The sequence below is a fragment of the Vallitalea pronyensis genome (assembly GCF_018141445.1).
Lineage (GTDB): Bacteria > Bacillota > Clostridia > Lachnospirales > Vallitaleaceae > Vallitalea > Vallitalea pronyensis.
Map to the genome: position 1 here is coordinate 4,739,966 of NZ_CP058649.1, position 21,148 is coordinate 4,761,113.

The following is a 21,148-nucleotide window of genomic DNA, read 5'->3' on the forward strand; positions in this document are numbered from 1 at the left end:
TTACCATCTTTAGATAGTACAATTAAGTGTTATTGTTTTTTCGACATAATATTATGTTGATCGTTGCACAAAACTTACATTTAGAGTATTTAAAAAGACCTTCCTTGTAGAAGGTCTTTATGTACTAATCAATGCGTTAACAATGCTTTTTATTACTAAGGATATTAACATCTCCTACTTTAGATGGTTCCAATGAAGGTATTTGCTCATGTAATAAAATATTGGAAGTTTATTATCAGTACTTGAGTTTATTTTAAAATAACATCTTTGCCACTTTTTGCAAGATATTCTTTCATTAATCTATTTGATATTCTAATTGCATCTGATCTAAATGTTGCTGGTGCTGTTATCATTAGCCATCTTTTATACGCCATGTTGGTTGAGGACATAGGATAGTCAATTCTTTAAAATCTGTGTCATGATAAATATTTCCAATAATTTCTGAGTCAATTGACCAGTCCTTCCCAGAATTAAATATTGGATAGCTTAATAATGATCCCCATAATCTATTATAAATGATTGTCACAGGTGCATCTTTTAACTTGCTAATATTGTCTTTATTTGTTATAAGTTCATCTATATTACTAATATAGAACTTTCCTTTGAATTTCTTATTAAGCCAAAAATCGCTAGTTACTTTCCCATTTATTTTAATGGTTACTTCTTCTAAATCATTAATATTTTCTACTCCTAATTTATATTTTAAACCTGTATACGTTTTATTTATCGTTCTAGGGTATCTTATATAAACATAGATACCTAATAGTACTATTAGAATAATTAATATACTATATCTTAAATATTTCTTCTTTTCCATATGTATCCCCTTTTAAATTACATCACATGTTCCCTCAACAATTCAACAATCTTACCTTGTTCATGAGGCGCTAACTTCACACCATCCTTCTTATACTGCTTAATATAACGCAACAAGTCATCCCTATTTTTCACTAAAACAGCAATTTCACTGGACTGCATATCCACCTGTGATTCCTCATGTGAAAAGTACACCACGCCTTGAATGGCATGCTGCCAATTTTGTTTTTTCAGCACTTTTGACACACCAATAACATGTCCCTTTACTTGAAATACAGGGTTATACATATCTCTTTTGTAGGTTCTGCCACCTTTTCCTGCTTTTAACTGGGTTAACTGCCTATCGGATGTTCGACCTTTAATATGGCCTTTCACGTTTTTAGCTTCTATGACAAAAACACCATTCGCACCAACCACCACATAGTCAATTTGGCTGGATGTATTTTTGCCTTGTATGTGCAAATCCGAAATGACTTTGTAGCGTTTTGGTAAACCCGATAATAATTTTAGAACCTCTTTCTCCCCTTTTAAACCAGAGCGAACAATATCAATGTTCACTTTCATCTTTTTACAATAAATACCTAGTACTAAGGCTGCTATTAAGGAAAACCCATATGTAAAAAATGCTAGAACAACACAAAATGCAGCCCCCACAAAACAACCTGCCCATTTTATATAGTCTACCATTAATTCTTTTCTTAGATGATTGGATTTATTAATTATCTGTGCCATTGACCTAACTCCTTTTTAAAACCATAATCTTATGTAAGGTAGCCCTAAAGCTACAGCATTTCTATATAAACATCTGTTTATCCTACATCTTACCACAAGTTCATACTGACTGCAAAAAAATGAGCTGACTCAACCATGCATCTTCATGCTTTTGTGAGCCAGCTCATGTTTACTTCATGCTTTCTTCTGCTATATCTATATCTCGTAAGCCGCATAACCAATCAACCCTGGCCCTGTATGCACCCCCAGTGCTGGACTGATTTGTGCCACGTAGCCCTCAGCAATTTGGCCAATGTTTTGTATACTGTCCATGAGTGCATTGGCTTCTTCTTCTGCACCACCATGAATAACCGCTATATGATACTTTTTATCCTTAAACTCATCTGAGATCATCTTTCTTAACTTTGTAACGGCCTTTTTCCAACCTCTTGTTTTGGTTATGGTATAATAAGCACCGTTATCATTGATCCCAATGATAGGTTTCAGATTAAGCAATTCCCCAACAGTACCTTCTACCTTCCCAATTCTACCACCTTTACGTAAATAGGTTAATGTCTTAAGTACATAACCACCTTTTAGCTTACTGCGTATAACTCTGGCCCGTTGTATAATCTCTTCCATACTATGATTACCTGCATAGATGGCAGCTTCTTTTACGATAAAACCTAGAAACATACCCAGTGTTTTGGAATCATATACTCTAATTTTTAGTTTATCGTAGTCATTGGCAAGCATTTTGACCATGTTAAATGTACCACTTAAACTAGATGACAAGGTAATCACAATAGCTTCCGTATACCCTTCTTCTACAAGTAGGTCAAAGACACCCAGAATGTCTTCAGCCGTTGGCAAAGATGTGGTTGGCACTTCTTGTTGAATGTTATCGTATACCTCTTGGGGTTGAATCTCCAACCGATCACGGTATTCACGATCTTTGTAAATAATTCTAAGGGGAAGCAATTTGATGTTATACTTTTTGATCACTCGATCTGGTAAATCACAAGCTGAATCTGTAATAATTGCTATCTTTTTCATGATGTAACCTCCTATTTGTCCATATGTTGTCTTAGCAATCTTAACTGTTAATCTGAAACCTGTTTTTTATCTCGTAAGCCACATACCCAATAATACCTGGTCCTGTATGCACACAAGTAACCGCACTTAGTTTGGTCATAAACAACTCATTCACTGTTCCAATATCCTTTATACCTTCATACATGGCTTTTGCATCTTTTTCAGCATTACCATTCACAATAGCCAATTTATATGTTTTATGACTAAATTGCCGTCTTAACAAATGAGTCATGGTTCTCATGGCTCTTTCTCTTCCTCTTACCATGGTATACGTTTCAAGATTCCCTTCTCGACCCATAGAAACAATTAATTTGATCTTAAGCAAGTCGGCCAATGTTCCTTGGAACTTACCTACCCGCCCACTTTTTTTCAGACAGGCATACGTATCAATCATATAACAGCTCTTAACGCAATTCCTTATATACATGATTTTCTCAAGAATGAGTGCCTTATTACCAGTATGTGCATATCGAGCGCCTTCAAGTACCATAAAACCATAAATCATGGATAAGGCTTTTGAATCAACCACTTCCACTTCTAAACCTCTATATGCTTTTCCTAATAAGGTTGCAAGTTGATACGTTCCACTTAATACGGATGTTAACGTTATAACAATAACATCCGTATACCCATCATCCACTAGTTCGTCAAATAGATACAAGACATCTTCTGCAATGGGTAATGACGTTGTAGGAATCTCTTCGTGAAGATGAGCATACACTTGTTCTGGCGTAATATCAATACCATCACGATATTCCCTATCCTTATAGATTACTCTAAGAGGCATTAGCTTAATATGATATTTTTCAATAATATGATTGGGTAATTCACATGTACTATCTGCCATAACAGCTATTTTCTTGCTCATTAACATAATCCTCCCATTGCACTTTTGCCCCTGGCTTTACCTGGCTTGCTGATTTCGCTGCTCATACCAAAGATAAAACATAACTAAAGGCCACCATATAATTGCAAATACAGGATATACAAACCATATCACATTTGGTGTATAGTAGAAATTCATGAACAAGACTAAGGATATGATTAAGCCTGTTGCCCACAGCGAAAAGATAAGTCTCATTTTACTTTTTGTGGGATTAGTGGTTAAATGCTGGCGAAGTTCACGCTTAATGTCTTCTATATCGCCAAAATCAACAATTGCTTTATTAATGGCATCTTCTTCTTCTTTACCTGATGCCATTAAATCCATTACCTTTTCTTCTAAATTTTGTATAATTTCTTCTTCCATATTTCTTTTACTATCACTATCTGGTATTTCTTTAAATAATTGATGCACATAAGCTTCTATCTTTTTCATTCCCAACCCTCCATAAAAATATTGATTACTTTTTTTGTTGTTTCCCACTCCATGATTTTTTCCCGATAATACGCTCTTCCAAGTGTGGTAATACGATAATATTTTCTCTTTCTTCCATGGGTGACATCCCCATGATAACTTTTAATGAGTTCTTTCTTCTCTAAACGTTGAAAAACTGCATAGAGGGTTGCTTCTTTTATCTCAAACATATTGTCTGTCCTTGCTAATATTTCCTTGGATATTTCATACCCATAGCGATCTTTTTCAATAATTAATCGTAAAATAATAGCATCTAAGTGACCTCTAATGGTATCACTGCTTAACATGGTACACCTCCAAGAAAAATTACTCTATCTCACATAAGTATTCTAACATCCATTACTCAAGCTGTCAAAGTAATTGATGATATTGGCGTTAACATACTTCTATCTGCTTGTTTGTTTATATGTTTTATCGTTGTTTTTATGTCTTAAATAACTAAAACAATACACCACAAGGGGCCACCATAAAACAACAAATACAGGGTATATGGCCCATATCACATGGGGTGTTGATACCTGATTAACAATGATAAAAAAGACAGATGTTAATAGAGAACTCATAACAGAAAAAGTCATTAATTTTTTTGTTAATACAAAATAATGTATAATAGGCCACCATAAAAACGTAAAAGTCGTATAGATAAACCATGGGTATCCTGGTGTTAGTATAACATTCAGCACCACATAATAGGCAATCAGACTACCACTAGAAACAATTGCAAAGCTTAGTTTTTTACGCCATTTGCCCGCATACATAAGGATTGGCCACCATAATATGGGGTATGATGCGTATAAAAACCATGGGTGTACAGGGGATGTTTCATAATTAATAATCACAAGGAAAAGAATAAGAATCAATGCACTGACTAAAGATAAGCCTTTGTATTTTTTCATGGCGATATAATAAACAATAATCGGCCAAAAAACAATGACGAAACTTGGATACATACTCCATTGATTATCAGGAGTAGTGATGTGATTAATGATGATTAAAAAACTAATGGTTAAAAAAGCACCAATACCTGAAAATATAACTGTTGATTTTCTCATTTTATCGTCTCCATTTCATTTTTTTACTACAGAATAATTACTCTATGTGTTATAGTTATTATAGCAACAATTACTCTTTCTGTCAAAGTAATATTTATTTTTTATTTTTAAATCTTATAAAAAACTCCCATTTCATAAGGATTTAACCACCTATAACTTCAACAAATATTATTCTTATACACATAGTAATATAAGAACTATTACTCTCCCTGATATAATTCATCATAAACACTTACATACACTTAATCATTATTATAAAAAAACAGAACAACAAAAGAGGCTAGCATCATTCCACAAAGCTGATTTGTGTCCGCTAGGAAAGTATCCTTAACACCTATCAAAAAACCTCTAGGTCATATGCTAAATTCAAGGGTTTTTTTTGCATAATAAAAAGCACCTCACTAAGTAATCCTTAATGAGGTACCACATATGCATACACTCTTTATTCAAACTCTATATCCCAAGACATCTCTGCCACCTTCGATATGGTCTGATAAATTGAACAGTAATTTGCTGCTATTTCCATGGCTTTGATTAATCCCTTTTCTTTCTCAGCATTCTTAATGGTCACTTTCACATTAACCCATTTTAATGTGGTAGGAATTTCTGTTCGTTTTTCCCCTGTTACTTCAATATCTGCTGAATCAAAATGAATGCGTTTTTTCTCTGCAATCTCTAGAAAGGTAGCATACATACAAGAAGCCAATCCACCAAAAAGCATATCGTATGGAGCCAACGTCCCTTTCTCCACACCAATATTCACCTTATCGTTAGGAGCTATAAGCTCACCTTTAAATCCATCTTTAAATTGAACGTGTATACTTTTTTCTGCCATAGTTATCCTCCTTCGCAATCATTACTTGTTATGAACAATAGTTAATATCTTCTACCTAGTAATATTACTATAGGATACACGATTTATGCAAATACTATTAAATCAAAGAGGCTATATTCAGGACTTTCTTATAAGATAAAAAAAGACACCATAAAGAAAAAATGCTGCGTATCATCTTTATGCTGCCTTATGCGTCGCTTATTATTTTAGTCCAATATCTTTTCGATAATGCTTCTTCTCAAAATGTATTTTATCCACCGCTTGATAAGCTTTTTCCCTTGCTGCTGTCATGTCATTAGCTGTTGCAGTGATACCTAACACACGTCCTCCATTGGTTAAATACTTTCCATTATCTAACCGTGTACCAGCATGAAATACGGTGATGTCTTTATGATCTTGAAAATGTTCTAACCCATTAATTGCATACCCTTTTTCATATTGAATGGGATAACCGCCTGATGCTAGAATTACACACACAGTAGACTGATTGTCCCACTGAATATCCATCTCATTTAACTTACCATCCATAGCATGTTCGATAATATCTACCAAGTCTGTCTGCAACCTTGGTAAGACAACTTGAGCTTCTGGGTCACCAAATCGAGCATTATATTCCAGTAATTTTGGTCCTTTATCCGTTAACATCAGTCCAAAGAACATAATCCCTGTAAAAGGTCTCCCTTCTTGTTTCATGGCTTCAATAGACGGTTGATAAATTTGCTGCACGCAGATGTCATGTATCGCTTCTGTATAATATTTGCTTGGCGAAAAAGTACCCATACCCCCTGTATTAAGTCCTTGATCGCCATCCATTGCACGTTTATGATCTTGGGCACTTACCATAGGTACAATGTGCTCACCGTCACAAAATGCAAGTACAGATACTTCCGGTCCTGTTATGAATTCTTCCACAACAATGGTATCTCCTGCTGCTCCAAACTTTTTCTCTATCATGATGGTATGGATAGCAGCTTCTGCTTCTTGAAGGCTGTCACATATAAGCACCCCTTTACCTAATGCGAGACCATCCGCTTTAATGACTAGGGGATAATCACTTGATTGAATATATGCTTTTGCTAATACAGGATCACTAAAGCTTGCATAAGCTGCTGTTGGAATGTGATACTTCTCCATTAATTCCTTTGAAAAAACCTTGCTTCCCTCTAGAATAGCAGCATTCTGCCTTGGTCCAAATATACTTAAACCTTCACTTTCAAAGCGATCCACAATACCAAGCATCAATGGATCATCCATCCCCACAACCGTAAGGTCCACAGGATTTGCCTTAACAAAAGCTAATAAACCCTCAATATCCGTTGCCGCTATGTCCACGCACTCTGCAAGTGACGCAATACCAGCATTACCTGGTGCACAATATAGCTTATCCACACGACTACTTTGGGCTAATTTCCATACGATAGCATGTTCTCTACCACCACTGCCAACAACTAAAATGTTCATTGTCCTTATCGTCCCTTCTATTTCGATTACACTTTTATTCTAACCCGGCCAGCTTCAACTTGTATTCTATTTTCTGCGTATAATTTAACGGCTTCTGGATAAATGGTCCATTCTGCTTCTTCCATTACGCGACGTTGTAGACTTTCTGGTGTATCGGATTCATCTACTTTCACAGGCTTCTGTAAAATAATCGGTCCTGTATCTGTCCCTTCATCCACGAAATGCACCGTTGCTCCTGTCACTTTAACACCTCGTTCTAAAGCATATTCATGGACCTTAAGCCCATAAAAGCCACCACCACAAAAAGCAGGAATCAACGATGGGTGCACATTCATAATACGATTTGGAAAAGCCTTGACAAAAGACTCTGATAACACCACCAAATAGCCAGCTAACAAAATTAAGTCCACTTCCAATGCTTCAAAGTGTTCCTTTAGAGCTTGACTAAAGGCTTCTCTAGATGCATAATCCCTTGGCCTGATACACTTACCAGGAATGTTATACTTTTTTATACGTTCCAACGCATAAGCACTGGGTTTATTACTTACGACAGAAACAATCTGCGTATGAGGGATGTACCCTTCTTCAATACCATTAATAATAGCCTGAAGATTGGTCCCTCCACCTGAAACAAGGACACCAACTCTAAGCATGTTACACTCTCCATTTCTTAACCTTTAAACATAACCTCTCGGTCACCTGCTTCTATTGTTCCAATACGATATGCTTTTTCTCCCGCTGCTTCTAATAATGCAATAGCTGTATCCGCTTCTGCTTCATCCACAATCACCATCATACCAATACCCATATTAAAGGTATTATACATACTCTTTTCCTCTATGTCACCTTTTGCCTGTATTACATTAAATATGGCTGGAATAGGCCATGCTCCTTTTTGTATACTCGCTGAACAACCTTCTTTTAAGGCTCTTGGAATATTCTCAATAAAGCCGCCACCTGTAATGTGACTGATGCTTTTTATAGCTACTTTATCTTTAATGGCTCCAATAGCTTTTACATAAATCTTTGTTGGTTGTATTAAAGCTTCACCTAATGTGCTGCCAAGCTCCTCCATATATACGGAAAGATTCTCTTGCGTTGGTTCAAAAAGTTTCCTTACCAAAGAATAGCCATTACTATGAATGCCTGAAGATGCTATACCAATTAGTACATCGCCCTCTTTCATGTTCTGACCATTAATCATTTTCTTCTTATCCACTATACCTACAGCAAATCCAGCCATATCATACTCATCCACTGGATAAAACCCAGGCATCTCAGCAGTCTCACCACCAATAAGGGCAGCTCCTGATTGACGGCAACCATCTGCTATACCACTCACAATCTCTTCGATTCTTTCAGGTACATTCTTGCCGCAAGCAATATAATCAAGGAAAAATAATGGTTCAGCACCTGAACATATAATATCATTTACACACATAGCGACACAGTCAATACCGACTGTATCATGTTTATCTTGTAAAAACGCAATCTTCAACTTAGTGCCTACACCATCTGTACCCGAAACCAAAACAGGTTCTTCCATCTGATGCTTTGCCAATGAAAACAAACCACCAAAACCACCTATATCTGTTACAACTTCTTCACGAAAAGTTGTCTTTACATGCTTCTTCATCAATTCAACAGCCTGATACCCTGCTTCTACATCAACGCCAGAAGCTTTATAATCCATTGCCATGTGCTTATCCTCCTCATACTCACACTTTACATACACCAAAATAACGTTATTTTAACAACAACCTAGTCCACACTAATGGGGTACCTGCCATTAAAACAGGCCATACAATAATCCCGCTTACCATTTCTACACGTACCTAACAGTCCTGCCTGACTAATATATCCTAAACTATCAGCTCCAATAAGCTCTCTAATTTCATCATTATTCATGGTACTTGCCACCAACTTCTGTCTCTCTGGTGTATCAATACCAAAATAGCAAGAATGCTTAACCGGCGGTGATGAAATTCGTACATGTACTTCTGTAGCACCAGCGTCTTTTAGCAGATTAACAATCTTTCTACAAGTCGTACCTCTTACAATAGAATCATCAATCATGACCACTTTTTTACCAGCAATCTGACTACGAATAGGATTTAGCTTCATGTGTACACCAAGTTCACGCATATCCTGACTTGGTTGAATGAAGGTACGTCCAACATAACGATTCTTCATAAAACCATTCACATATTGGATACCCGATTCCTGTGAAAAACCTTTTGCTGCTGCTAAACCTGAATCCGGCACACCAACAACCACATCTGCATCAACGGGGTATTCCTTTGCTAACACCTTACCTGCCTCAAACCGAGACGTAAATACTTCAATACCATCCATGACACTATCCGGTCTAGCAAAATAGATGTATTCAAAAATACATGTTGCAGATTTCTCTGGCGTTTCTATTTGTATGGATCGCATCCCCTTACTATCCACCACGATAATTTCTCCTGGTTCTACATCTCTTATTAAATCAATACCAAGAGAATCAAAAGCACATGACTCAGAAGAAAATACATAGGAGTCTTCTTTTTTACCCATCACCAATGGTCGCATACCTAATGGGTCTCTTGCCGCTATAAGCTTATGGGGAGTCATAACCAGTAAGGAATAAGCACCTTTTATCTGTGTCATAACTTCTTGTAAAGCATCTTCAATGGTATTGTATTTTATACGGCTTCTTGACAAAAGTGCCGCAATAATTTCTGTATCTGACGTGGTCTGGAAGATGGTTCCTTGTTTTTCTAATGCATGCTTCAGAGCAGCCGCATTGGTAAGGTTACCATTATGTGCAATGGCCATGTGCCCTTTTGTATATTTAATGACAAGTGGTTGAGCATTTTCTGCATAACTCTCACCTGTGGTGGAATAACGTACATGTCCGATAGCAGAATGTCCTTTTAAATAGTTCAACACCACATCATCAAATATCTCAGATACCATGCCCATTTCTTTTCGATATAACATGGTTCCATTATTATTAACGGCTATACCTGCACTTTCTTGACCTCTATGCTGTAAAGCAAAAAGCCCATAATAAGTTAACCTAGATGTATCCAACTCATTATTATCATAGACACCGAATACACCACACTCTTCTTTTAGCTTATCAAACATTTGATATGTACCCCTTTCTACGTATCCGTTACTTGCCTAATGTTCTTTTTAAAATTTCTTGATAAGCATCTTCCACTTTGCCAAGGTCTCTTCTAAAACGGTCTTTGTCTAATTTCTCACCGGTATTTTTGTCCCAAAAACGGCATGTATCCGGTGAGATTTCATCAGCTAATATAATATGACCATCTGATGTTCTTCCAAACTCCAACTTGAAATCCACTAACTCGATGTTAATGGAAGCAAAATATGTGGTTAATGTTGTATTAATTTTTAAAGACATATCTGCAATGGTTTTTAATTCCTCTTCCGTAGCTAATGACATGGCATAGATATGGTAATCATTAATCATGGGGTCACCTAGATCATCGTTTTTATAGCAATATTCTAGAACAGTGCTTGCCATTTTGGTCCCTTCTTCAAGACCAAGGCGTTTACTTAAGCTGCCTGCTGCGATGTTTCTTACGATGACTTCTAATGGTACGATCTGAACTTTTCGAACAACAGTTTCCCGTTCATTTAGTTCTTCAATCAAATGGGTGGGTATGCCCTCTTTTTCAAGTAAGCCCATTAAATAGTTGGACACACGGTTGTTAACGCTTCCCTTTTCCTCAATGGACCCTTTTTTAACGCCGTTGAATGCCGTTGCATCATCCTTATAGGAAACGATTAATTTTTCTTCATCGTCCGTTTTAAAAACCTTCTTAGCTTTACCTTCGTATAATAATGTGGTTTTTTTCACTTCTATCGTCCTTTCTCTGCATATCTTTTACCAGTTGACATAACTATTCATCACATGGATTCTAGGTAATGCTCATACTTCATTGTTTCTAATCTATCTGCTTTATCTTCAACCATTTCTTGAAGTTCTTTTTTATAGGTCTCTACTTTTTGATATATCCCATCATCAAAGCTTCCAATTATGGAACCTGCTAGGATACCTGCATTTTTTGCTCCATTAATGGCAACGGTTGCTACAGGAATACCTGGCGGCATCTGAACAATGGAATAGAGTGAATCCACACCACTTAGTGTCCTTGTCTTTACAGGTACACCAATAACAGGTAATGCTGTTAATGAAGCAACCATCCCTGGTAAGTGAGCTGCGCCGCCTGCTCCAGCAATAATCACTTTCAAACCTTTTTCCTTGGCAGTTTTTGCATACGTAAAGAGTCGCTCAGGTGTACGATGGGCTGAGACAATGGTTAACTCATAAGGAATACCAAAATCATCAAGTATCTTTGCTGCTTCCTGCATAACAGGCAAATCTGAATCACTTCCCATTATGATGCCTACGATTGGCTTCATCCAATAACCTCCTTATGTGTATGGGTAATTTGTATACACATTTTTGCTTGATCTGCTCGCTCTATGGCTTCATCTAAAGTGGTTGCACATACCGTTAGATGTCCCATTTTTCTTTTCTCCCTTACCTCTGTTTTACCATAAATATGTACCTTAACATGAGGGTCTTGCTGTGCCTCTATTAAGCCATCAACGCATGTCTTACCATATGCACCATCCGCTCCCAACAGATTACGCATAACTGTTGGACAACGTAATGCCACATCACCTAAAGGTAATCCAGAAATGGCACGTATATGCTGTTCAAATTGGGAGGTCATACAGCCTTCAATGGTATAATGTCCTGAATTATGGGGACGAGGTGCTACTTCGTTAATATAGATTGTATCATCTTCTGTCACAAACATCTCCACACAAAACATGCCTACTCCTGCAAAAATTTCCATAACCTCTGAGGCCAGTTCCATGGCTTTTTTTGTACAATCTTCCGTTATGTCTGCAGGTACTCTTGTTTCATCGAGTATGCTGTCTTCGTGAATGTTCTCACCTACTGGATATATGGCAATATGTCCGTCAATACTCCTGCATGCTAATACCGAAATTTCCTTTACAAAAGGCACAAATTCTTCAATCATTAATTCGATTTGTCCATTACCAAGCTGTTTATAAGCCTCTTGGATAGCGTCTTTATGCTGAACCACCCAATTACCCTTACCATCATAGCCACCTGTACATGCTTTGAGCATCATGGGATAACCAAATCGGTTTCCTGCTTCTTCAATATCTTGTTGTGTTTTAATCTGCTGAAATCTAGGCACAGAGATTTGCCCTTTTAGAAGTGTTGTTTTCTGACGAAACTTATTTTGAATAATGGCTAAGCTGCTAACTGTTGGGTAGATGACATACTCTTCCTGTTCCAGTTGTTTCAAAATCCCAACATGGATATGTTCAAACTCATAGGTAATCACATCAACCTTTTCTGCCAGTTGACGCAATGCATCCTCATCATCATATGCTGCTACAATATGCTCATCGGAGATACTGTGTGATGGGCAACATTCAGTGGGGTCTAGTGTGACCACATAAAACCCTAATCGTTTTGCATCTAGTATCATCATTTTTCCTAATTGGCCTCCGCCAATAATTCCTATTTTCTTAGAAAGACAATTCATAAGGAACGGCTCCTTCGTTGATACATGGTTAACTGTTTCCTGAATACACCATGTGCATCATACACATATAGGTGTAACGTTATTTTACAAATAAAACGTCAGGAAGTCAATAGTTTTTCCGAACATTATTTTATTTATTTATTTTATTATTCGTTTTTAAAGTATAATTTCCTATAAATCACAATAAATAAACGCTTATTCCAGAGAAATATGGCATGTAAATTGTTATACACAAGCAAAACCAGAACATTACCCCTTACCAATGTTCAATGTCGCATATGCAATCTACAACCATTATACCCTTTAAATGAGCAAAAGAGGCTACCTCTCGTTCAGCAAAGGAATTTTATCCGTTAGGAAAGTATTCTTAATGTCAATGAAAATACTTTTATTCCAAAGACTTTTTTAGAGACTTTTTCAAAACATAGAAAAAGCTCAAAGCAACGAACCTTTGAGCCATTAGATTATACATGAATCAATCATATTCACCATATTCACATCCAGCGTTTTTCCCTTCGAACTCATGAAGTAATTGATACTGACCTCTTTTTTTCTCATATAGTTTAATGGTTCCATAAGCTGTGCCACCATTAAACAATCGATTATGGCGTTTTTCACCATGGGGATTTTCATAATTAAAAAACAACATATCCTCTTTTTTACATCGAAAATCAATCTCTAATTTAGAATGACGATTGAAAGATGTTACAAGCCACTGTACTTCATCCTCATGCTCAATAAACTCAAAGGACTGTTCCACACCTTTCCAGAATTTCGAAAAGTTATATTCATAAAGTTTGCCTTCATGATAAAACATGGTGAGTATTTTACCCTCTATGGGCTTACCAAAAATAACAGGACGACCGCCTCCTAAGTCCAAACTGGTCCTCTCTAACACTTCTTCCGTTCCCTTATAGGTTATATTGTTGCAGTTAAGCCATATCCACGGACTCGTAAAGTCGCAACCCCAATTCTTGTCCTGATACCCATAACTTTTTTCTGGAATAATGTTATAAGTACGGTCATTCAGTTTAACGATTCCTTCATAGGTAGCCTTCATCCCCTGTACGTGCCAATACATGTCAAAAGCATTCAATTTGCGTAAAAGCCAAGACGCTCCATAACCAACATCATAAGATAATATCTTATTTATTTTCAATTGCCATAAAATATTACCTGCATCCGACATGTATTCTGGATGATCCTTGCTGTCAATTTCAGTCATCATGACTTTACCAGACAGTTTTGTTTCTGATAGATAATTATCGCCAATCTTAAGTTGAAGCGGTTTCTTTTTGTACGCGAAGGTGTGAATCGCATAAAAATTATGAATTTGACATTTGTTTTTTCCCCAAGTACCAGCCTTAATTAAAGCATATGAAGGTTTTATACCTTGCTGTTTATGTTGTTCTAGCTGACCATAAATGGGGCCATCCCCACCTAAAGCTGGATTCATGATATAGTATTCAATAAAAAAGGCTTGTTCTTCTCCTGTCTCTACATCATAACCCGTAAATGAATGCCACCACCAATCGTACCCCTGCTTTTTTAATTTTCCATGTTCCAGCATGTAGTCATTTTTTTTGTTATGCTTTCCCATCATAGGACCTCCCTACGTTCATTACTCTTAAACTAAATTATGACAGATATTTCTTACATTGTAAATGGATGTCATCCTATAATTATTCATTTCATGCTGAACATATACATTTATTTTTCAAATTCATATAACCAACCTAGTTGCCATTTCCCAATTGTTCGCCAGTCGTTATGGATGGCTTCTTCCCACGACTTACCATGGACACATACCTCAAGAGCCAATTGAGGTGCTCTATGCCCAACAAAGGCTATATATGCATGATCATAGTTTTCTTGTAGAAAATGCAGCAATTCTCTTATTCTCTGTTCAACATGCCTCATACTTTCACCATTAATGAAGGGTTCATCAATATGTTCAAGGTAATCTACCAATTCCTTATCTTTACCATTTAATACACCATAATTGCATTCACGCAATCTCTGGTCATATATAATTGTAGTGTTTTCTTCATTAAACAACAGTTTGGTCGTCTGTACGGCACGCTGTAAATCAGAAGAGATAACCACATCAAAATGTTCATCTTGTACTTGTTTATTAATCCCTTGAATTTGTTGTATTCCCAATGGAGAGAGCTCTCCTTCATTCCACCCCGTTGCTAAACCACATATATTATCCGTTGTTGTTCCATGTGTAAAGTATTTAATTCGAATTGACATACTTGCTCCTCCTCTTAGCTTAACTTGCTCTATAGATATCTATCCAAGATTACCTTTTCTTAGAATTATGTATATGCTGATGTTAGAGTATCTGCATGTAAATGTCAATCAATATGTCATACGCTTGTACATTAACATATTCACAGAAATAAATAAGGATATTAAGCTACATGCATAAACAACTACCTATAAGATAATCATTGACACCTAACAACCAATACGAGATAATTGGGATTAACCAAGTATATTGGTGTATTAGACTTTCATGTCTTATAAGGAGGCAGGTTCATGTATGATATTGTTATTGTTGGTGCAGGACCAGCAGGCGCAACACTTGCTAGGATGTTAGATAGCACCTTCAACGTTCTTATATTGGATAAAAGAAACTTCGACCACGGCATATGCCCTATCAATAAATGTTGTGGAGGTTTATTGGCTCCTGATGCCCAAAAAGTATTGGGGCATTTGGGACTGGGTATTCCAAAAAATGTTTTAGTAGGTCCTCAACTATTTACAGTAAAAACCTTGGATTTTGATAATCATATAGAACGATTTTATCAACGGCATTATATCAATATTGACCGTGAAAAATTTGATCAATGGCTAGTGGACTTGATACCCGAACATATAACATGTCATTTTGGTGTCCAATATAAAAAGTATCGCTTACTTGCTGACGGTCAAATAGAGGTGACGTATACCCATGATGGTAAAAATCATACCGTTAAAACAAGCTATTTAGTAGGTGCAGATGGTGGTTTTTCCCTTGTTAGAAAACAATTGGGGCAAGGTCAAAAACTACAACGCTATGCATCCATACAAGAATGGTACCGTGTGAATGATTTGATGCCATATTTTACAACGATTTTTGACAAGGACATCACAGATTTTTATTCTTGGACTATCCCTAAAGAAAATGCTTTATTACTTGGCTCAGCAATTCCGTTTAGAAATGATGTTACAAACCGCTTTCAACAACTTAAACAGAAACTCATAAAAAAAGGCTTTCCTTTACATACATGCATTAAAAGAGAGGGTGCCTATATTATTCGACCAACAAAAACCAAGGCTCTAAGTTATGGGAAAGACCAAATTTTTCTCGTAGGTGAAGCTGCTGGATTTATAAGTCCCAGCTCCGCTGAAGGTTTCAGTTATGGTATGCGCAGTGGCTTAAAACTTGCCAACGCCTTTAATGCATTAGAAAGAACATTGACTCGTCAACATTACGAAAAAAACTGTCGCTCATTGAGGCAGAATATCTCTGTAAAAAACCTGAAAGCTCCATTTATGTATCATGCCTTCTTACGTGGAGCAGTTATGCAAAGCGGTATATTCAGTATGAAAATGAATGGTCAGCACCATGCTGCTCCTTGACAAAAATAAACAGCGATATTATAATTAACAGTGTTCATATTTTTAAGGATGAGGTGTTGTTATGGGAATAAGCAACAGAAGAGAACGAGAAAAAAAAGAACTACGAAAGAAAATATTTGACAGTGCAAGTCAACTCATTATTGAGCACGGGTACGAAAAATTTTCTATTAGAAAGCTGGCAAATGCTATTGAATATTCGCCTGCTATGATTTATAACTATTTTAAGAATAAAGATGACATTATTGCGGCAATAACGCTGGATAATTTTGAGCGCATATCCAAAGAGCTTTTAGGTCTGGATTTTGAGAACATGACGCCTCCAATCGCTTTGAAAACCAGTCTTCTTACACTTGCTAAGCTGATACTCAGTCATAGAGAACAATTTAAGGCTACACTTTTGAGCGGTGTAAACTATGCGAATACAAAGTCTATAGATAACGAAGCCATTGATGGACTGATTACCATACTGGACAAAGGCGTTGCTTCGTCAGATTTTTGTATTGATCACACGAAAGATACAGCATTTTTACTTATTACTGGCATCTTTGGTGTCTTGAACATCATCGTATTGAGTAATCTTTATGATGATACGATGATCGAACATCGATTGAACGCTTTTGTGGATTTAATGATTAACGGTGTTACAAAATAATATAGGAGGTAAAGGATTATGCTATGGATTTTAGGTATTATTGTATGTTTACTGTTAGGTGTTGTCATATGGTTTAAGCTCCCTTACTCACCTATCCAATCTGAACTTACAACATTATTACGTCACCAATTATCACAAATGACATTACAAAAAGGGATTTTTACCATAGAAGACATCGCAGAGCTTCCATTACCCCTACAAAAGTATTTTAAATATTGTGGTTACATGGGTACCCCCAAAATGTCTAACATGAAAGCCTATTTTCATCAAGCTGACTTTGTGCAAGCTTCAAAAAAGCTGAAAATTAATTATACCATCCATATTTCTGTAGACCCGCCAGCAAGAATTGCTTTTATTGATTCAAGTATATTGGGGATTCCTTTTCAGGGAATTGATAAATACCTGAATGGGGAAGGTTCCATGAAGGGTGTTATTGCAAAAACATTTACCCTTTTCAACGAACAAGGTGGTAATATGAATCAATCTGGTCTCATTACCTGCCTAGCAGAAAGCATTCTTATGCCAAACTTTTTTTTACAGGATTATATGCATTGGGAAACACTTGATGAAACCCATGTAAAAGCTACCATCCGTTACTATGGACAGTCAGCAAGTGGTATCTTTACCTTTGACCATAACGGTGCTATCTTAAGTTTTACCACACACGATCGAGAATATAACGATGGCCAAGGTAACATCTCCAAAGCAAAATGGTCCGCAATATTAGGCACTTACAAAGAAGTCAACGGCATTAAATATCCATCTTCCATGAAAGCTATATGGCATCTGGATACAGAAGATCTTGTGTATTTTGATGGTGGGGATTTGACAGTCAACTATAATATTTCATCTTCATAAAGCTCTTTTAATATGACTTTAATGATATGAAGATAAGTTTCTTTTATCACAACACCTATTGCAGGATTTTCACAACAAGTATTCAACCAAACAAAAAAGCAATTCACAATGTAGATACATGATGAATTGCTTATTTTTTTTAGTCCATACCAAAGAACCATTTTAATGTTTTTAGTGTTTCTTCCCGTCTTTGTGTGTTCACCACGACACCCATGGTGAGTTTTCCTTCACTTATCGCAACGGATTTTACTTTCGTGTTATCTGTCACATCGATACCATATATCTGTTCCTCAGTATCTTCTTCACCTTTTAAACGAATGAACTTATCCTCTAATGATGCCAGCATATCTTCTGGCAGGATCTGATCAAGTGGTAGGAATGTTTGCTGCGTTTCTGCTAGGGCCTTGAACTCCAGTTCATCTAAAACAAGAATATCCAGTTCACTTGCTGATATATTCGCCATGAACTTCGTCTGCGTTGCCATATCAAGCTGTGGATCCCCGGTGCCATCACTGGACAAATAATACGTACTGACAAAAACTTTTTTATTTCCCATTTCTTCTGTTACAATCAGTGGGTTCAACTCTTTCTCTAAGTTTTCCGCACCATCAGCACTTATACCAGACCCCAGAAACACCACATGAACCGCTGTTTTTGGAGGTGGATTAATAAACCACGTATTCATCAAACTGCCAATGATAAACAAACCAATGGCACCAAATATAATATGCAATTTATAGTATTCCCAGATGTATTCTCGCTTCTCTTTACCGTTCATCTCTTGAAACTTTGCTTTATTTGTTTTTTTCTGCATCTTTGAATCATCACCTTAAGCCTTATTTTAAATTATTACATACTTCTTCCTATAAATAAATATATCAGCCATTATATCATATTTCTACTTGACGTCAAAGGCTTTATTTAATTCTTCTGTACCTTTAAGGACAAATTTACCATCTTTGATGAGTGGAATACGCTCACCATCTGCTTGAATAATATCAATAAAAGCAAGACCACTGTAAGGCAGGGTAATATCTGTATGTCGTCCTGTGTAGGCTTCTTCTACATTTGTTTTTCTTAGAATAGATTTCTCATTATCCCTTGCAATGACTTCTTTACCATTGGAATTATATACAGGAATGTCTTCTGACCACATAAAGCACGTATCACCAATAGCAAAATGAGGTCCCATTTTCTCAACAATTAATATAGGTAGTAGGTGTATAATATTATATTTCTGTGCCATCACATAGGCTGTGGTATTAGTTCCTATAGCAAACTCGCCTATGGGTAGTGTGTCATGTGGTAATATTAAGTTTTCATGCACATATTTTTTACACGCAGCTTCATCATCAAAGTTGTCGCAAGTATAGGTTTCAATAAAACCATCTTTAAACGTCATGTCAAGATTAATGTATTTTAGTCCATTCAAAAATACTTCTTCCACAAATAACCGCCCATTGGTACCAGCAAGTACAGGGGACGTATAAACTTCACCTACAGGAATGTTCACATCTGCAAGACAGTTATGGAATCTGGTTTCTTTTTCTGGAGCATTTAATGGGTAGAGGTTGACTTTAATATCTGTTTTATTGGTTCCCTTACCCTTAACGTGGACGTAATCCCCTTTATCAAGGGCGTCAATAATATGATGTTGAATACGATCATATACCTCCTGATCCAATGTATTCACTTTAATGGTTTCATCAAAAATAGCTTCAAACTGCTCGCCAATCTCTGGTATTGGATAGGATACAATGGTAAAACTGAATTCTTCACGTGGCACATAGGTATAGATAATTTTTGTTTTTTCAATGGAAACACTTTTGTCCAGTTGTATCTGTTCATCATCTAATTCAATGTTTTCTTTTTTAGAAAGTGGTGAGAATGGGTTTTCACCAAATGGTTGTAATAAAGCAGGTCCACCATATTGTTTTAGCTGGTCAGCTAAACGCTCTGCCCCATCACGAAGTGCTTGAAGCTTTATATCTGAATAAGCTTTATCATAATATATAGCAAAATCGTAACGATGGTCATAATAATATTGGCGATTAGGTAATGTTGAGAACATACTTGTAAAAACACTATTAAATTCAATGTTTGATAACTTAATGGCATTAATAATAGATCGTAAACCTAATGCTTCAAAGTTGGCTATAACATGCTTCATCACACGTTCAAACCCTATTTGATAGCGTAAACTAACCGTTGATTTTATGGTTATATCTTTATTATCTCTTATATAGCCATTGCGGAGCCCTTCTGACATAATGTTTGCCATCATTTTTATGGTTTCTTCCGGTAGTGTATCTACATATGTAGCTATTTTAATCTCATTATCTGTAATATAACGCCCATATTTGAAAAGGTAGCGCATATCAGAAAGATCGTCTTTATTAATCATATCAACAAGATAGGTAATGTTTGGATTAGAAACATAATTCAAGTAATCATATGCCTGTAATCCAATATGGGACTTTTTGCTCTCAGCAATTAACTGTCTGAGTGTTTCAACTTCCATGGTATCCCTGTTCTTGACGTGTTCATAACACGCATTAACCAATTCAATGGTTTGTGCCATAGCAAATAGTTTGTGTTCATAGGCATTAGGAATAAGGTCTCTCACAAACCCATATAATGCTGTTAACACTTGCCCCATATCTCTACCAAACTGAGCGACTGCAAATGCAGGATTACCATAACTTGTATCGTAATGCTCTGGTAGGATATCTTCATATAATGCTTTGTTTATCCCTTGTAACTCTTCAAAGGATCTTTTTGTGTAATAATTCGGTTCACACATAGCTTCTTCAAGCTCAGTAACCATAAGAATAAATTGTCCTAATTGGTTAAAATAATCCTCATAGTCTTCTTTTCCTTTTGTTTCCATAACCATGGTTTCTACCTGTTTAAGAGCTTTTTGGTAATCGTGTAGAATGGGTTCATTCTCTTTCTTATAATATTCTTTGTAATTAAACATACTTTTCTCCTTTATTATTATACTCTTTCATTATATGCCAAATGATACATGTCAATGTGTTGTCTCATCCGGCCTATAAGGAAGAGCTTTAT

22 protein-coding genes are annotated in these 21,148 nt (G+C 36.3%); 3 read left to right on the forward strand and 19 right to left on the reverse strand.

The annotated features are described in order from the left end of the window. Nucleotides 1-352: 352 nt before the first annotated feature. The 17 genes from HZI73_RS19710 to HZI73_RS19790 form a co-directional block, all read right to left on the reverse strand. Nucleotides 353-817, reverse strand: coding sequence for a hypothetical protein (locus tag HZI73_RS19710; RefSeq protein WP_212695076.1), 465 nt, complete (start codon nt 815-817; stop codon nt 353-355). Nucleotides 818-834: 17 nt separating this feature from the next. Next, a complete protein-coding gene (locus HZI73_RS19715; protein WP_212695077.1) occupies nt 835-1,548 on the reverse strand; it encodes a nuclease-related domain-containing protein in 714 nt (237 codons plus the stop codon). A gap of 195 nt (nt 1,549-1,743) precedes the next feature. Further along, the gene (locus HZI73_RS19720) at nt 1,744-2,583 is read right to left on the reverse strand and encodes a DegV family protein (RefSeq protein WP_212695078.1); all 840 of its coding nucleotides are present in this window, start codon (nt 2,581-2,583) and stop codon (nt 1,744-1,746) included. Between the two features lie 40 nt (nt 2,584-2,623). Then, nucleotides 2,624-3,490, reverse strand: a complete 867-nt coding sequence (locus HZI73_RS19725; protein ID WP_212695079.1) for a DegV family protein — start codon at nt 3,488-3,490, stop codon at nt 2,624-2,626. Between the two features lie 36 nt (nt 3,491-3,526). Further along, nucleotides 3,527-3,940 carry a permease prefix domain 1-containing protein gene (locus HZI73_RS19730; RefSeq protein WP_212695080.1) on the reverse strand — a complete coding sequence of 138 codons (414 nt, stop codon included), beginning with the start codon at nt 3,938-3,940 and terminating at the stop codon, nt 3,527-3,529. Then, the gene (locus tag HZI73_RS19735; protein WP_212695081.1) at nt 3,937-4,266 is read right to left on the reverse strand and encodes a PadR family transcriptional regulator; all 330 of its coding nucleotides are present in this window, start codon (nt 4,264-4,266) and stop codon (nt 3,937-3,939) included. Before HZI73_RS19735 ends, HZI73_RS19730 begins: the two co-directional genes overlap by 4 nt. Before the next feature lie 99 nt (nt 4,267-4,365). Then, entirely contained in the window at nt 4,366-5,031 is a 666-nt protein-coding gene (locus HZI73_RS19740; RefSeq protein ID WP_212695082.1) for a hypothetical protein, read from the reverse strand. Between the two features lie 442 nt (nt 5,032-5,473). Then, a complete protein-coding gene (locus tag HZI73_RS19745) occupies nt 5,474-5,866 on the reverse strand; it encodes an OsmC family protein (protein ID WP_212695083.1) in 393 nt (130 codons plus the stop codon). Nucleotides 5,867-6,067: 201 nt separating this feature from the next. Further along, nucleotides 6,068-7,327 (reverse strand): phosphoribosylamine--glycine ligase, encoded by a 1,260-nt coding sequence (gene purD / locus HZI73_RS19750; RefSeq protein WP_212695084.1) that lies wholly within the window; start codon nt 7,325-7,327, stop codon nt 6,068-6,070. Between the two features lie 26 nt (nt 7,328-7,353). Continuing rightward, a complete protein-coding gene (gene purN / locus HZI73_RS19755) occupies nt 7,354-7,980 on the reverse strand; it encodes a phosphoribosylglycinamide formyltransferase (RefSeq protein WP_212695085.1) in 627 nt (208 codons plus the stop codon). A 17-nt stretch (nt 7,981-7,997) separates the two neighbouring features. Then, entirely contained in the window at nt 7,998-9,020 is a 1,023-nt protein-coding gene (gene purM, locus HZI73_RS19760) for a phosphoribosylformylglycinamidine cyclo-ligase (RefSeq protein ID WP_281418895.1), read from the reverse strand. A 68-nt stretch (nt 9,021-9,088) separates the two neighbouring features. Beyond that, nucleotides 9,089-10,462 carry an amidophosphoribosyltransferase gene (purF, locus tag HZI73_RS19765; protein WP_212695087.1) on the reverse strand — a complete coding sequence of 458 codons (1,374 nt, stop codon included), beginning with the start codon at nt 10,460-10,462 and terminating at the stop codon, nt 9,089-9,091. Between the two features lie 28 nt (nt 10,463-10,490). Beyond that, the gene (purC, locus tag HZI73_RS19770) at nt 10,491-11,201 is read right to left on the reverse strand and encodes a phosphoribosylaminoimidazolesuccinocarboxamide synthase (protein ID WP_212695088.1); all 711 of its coding nucleotides are present in this window, start codon (nt 11,199-11,201) and stop codon (nt 10,491-10,493) included. Between the two features lie 50 nt (nt 11,202-11,251). Further along, nucleotides 11,252-11,767 carry a 5-(carboxyamino)imidazole ribonucleotide mutase gene (gene purE, locus HZI73_RS19775; RefSeq protein ID WP_212695089.1) on the reverse strand — a complete coding sequence of 172 codons (516 nt, stop codon included), beginning with the start codon at nt 11,765-11,767 and terminating at the stop codon, nt 11,252-11,254. Further along, nucleotides 11,764-12,936: a 5-(carboxyamino)imidazole ribonucleotide synthase gene (locus HZI73_RS19780; protein ID WP_212695090.1), complete on the reverse strand. Its 1,173-nt coding sequence runs from the start codon at nt 12,934-12,936 to the stop codon at nt 11,764-11,766. The genes purE and HZI73_RS19780 overlap by 4 nt, the downstream gene beginning before the upstream one ends. A 475-nt stretch (nt 12,937-13,411) precedes the next feature. Continuing rightward, entirely contained in the window at nt 13,412-14,539 is a 1,128-nt protein-coding gene (locus tag HZI73_RS19785; protein WP_246552225.1) for a tocopherol cyclase family protein, read from the reverse strand. 107 nt (nt 14,540-14,646) lie between these two features. Continuing rightward, the gene (locus HZI73_RS19790; protein ID WP_212695091.1) at nt 14,647-15,192 is read right to left on the reverse strand and encodes a histidine phosphatase family protein; all 546 of its coding nucleotides are present in this window, start codon (nt 15,190-15,192) and stop codon (nt 14,647-14,649) included. Nucleotides 15,193-15,480: 288 nt separating this feature from the next. Between HZI73_RS19790 and HZI73_RS19795 the strand changes: the two genes are divergently transcribed. From HZI73_RS19795 to HZI73_RS19805, 3 genes are all read left to right on the forward strand, one after another. Then, a complete protein-coding gene (locus tag HZI73_RS19795) occupies nt 15,481-16,566 on the forward strand; it encodes an FAD-binding protein (protein WP_212695092.1) in 1,086 nt (361 codons plus the stop codon). A 61-nt stretch (nt 16,567-16,627) separates the two neighbouring features. After that, nucleotides 16,628-17,218: a TetR/AcrR family transcriptional regulator gene (locus tag HZI73_RS19800; RefSeq protein WP_212695093.1), complete on the forward strand. Its 591-nt coding sequence runs from the start codon at nt 16,628-16,630 to the stop codon at nt 17,216-17,218. 18 nt (nt 17,219-17,236) lie between these two features. Then, nucleotides 17,237-18,076: a DUF6544 family protein gene (locus HZI73_RS19805; RefSeq protein WP_212695094.1), complete on the forward strand. Its 840-nt coding sequence runs from the start codon at nt 17,237-17,239 to the stop codon at nt 18,074-18,076. Between the two features lie 139 nt (nt 18,077-18,215). Here HZI73_RS19805 and HZI73_RS19810 read toward each other — a convergent pair whose 3' ends face one another. Beyond that, the gene (locus HZI73_RS19810; RefSeq protein ID WP_212695095.1) at nt 18,216-18,890 is read right to left on the reverse strand and encodes a hypothetical protein; all 675 of its coding nucleotides are present in this window, start codon (nt 18,888-18,890) and stop codon (nt 18,216-18,218) included. 84 nt (nt 18,891-18,974) lie between these two features. Next, entirely contained in the window at nt 18,975-21,056 is a 2,082-nt protein-coding gene (locus HZI73_RS19815) for an aminopeptidase (RefSeq protein ID WP_212695096.1), read from the reverse strand. Nucleotides 21,057-21,148 lie beyond the last annotated feature (92 nt).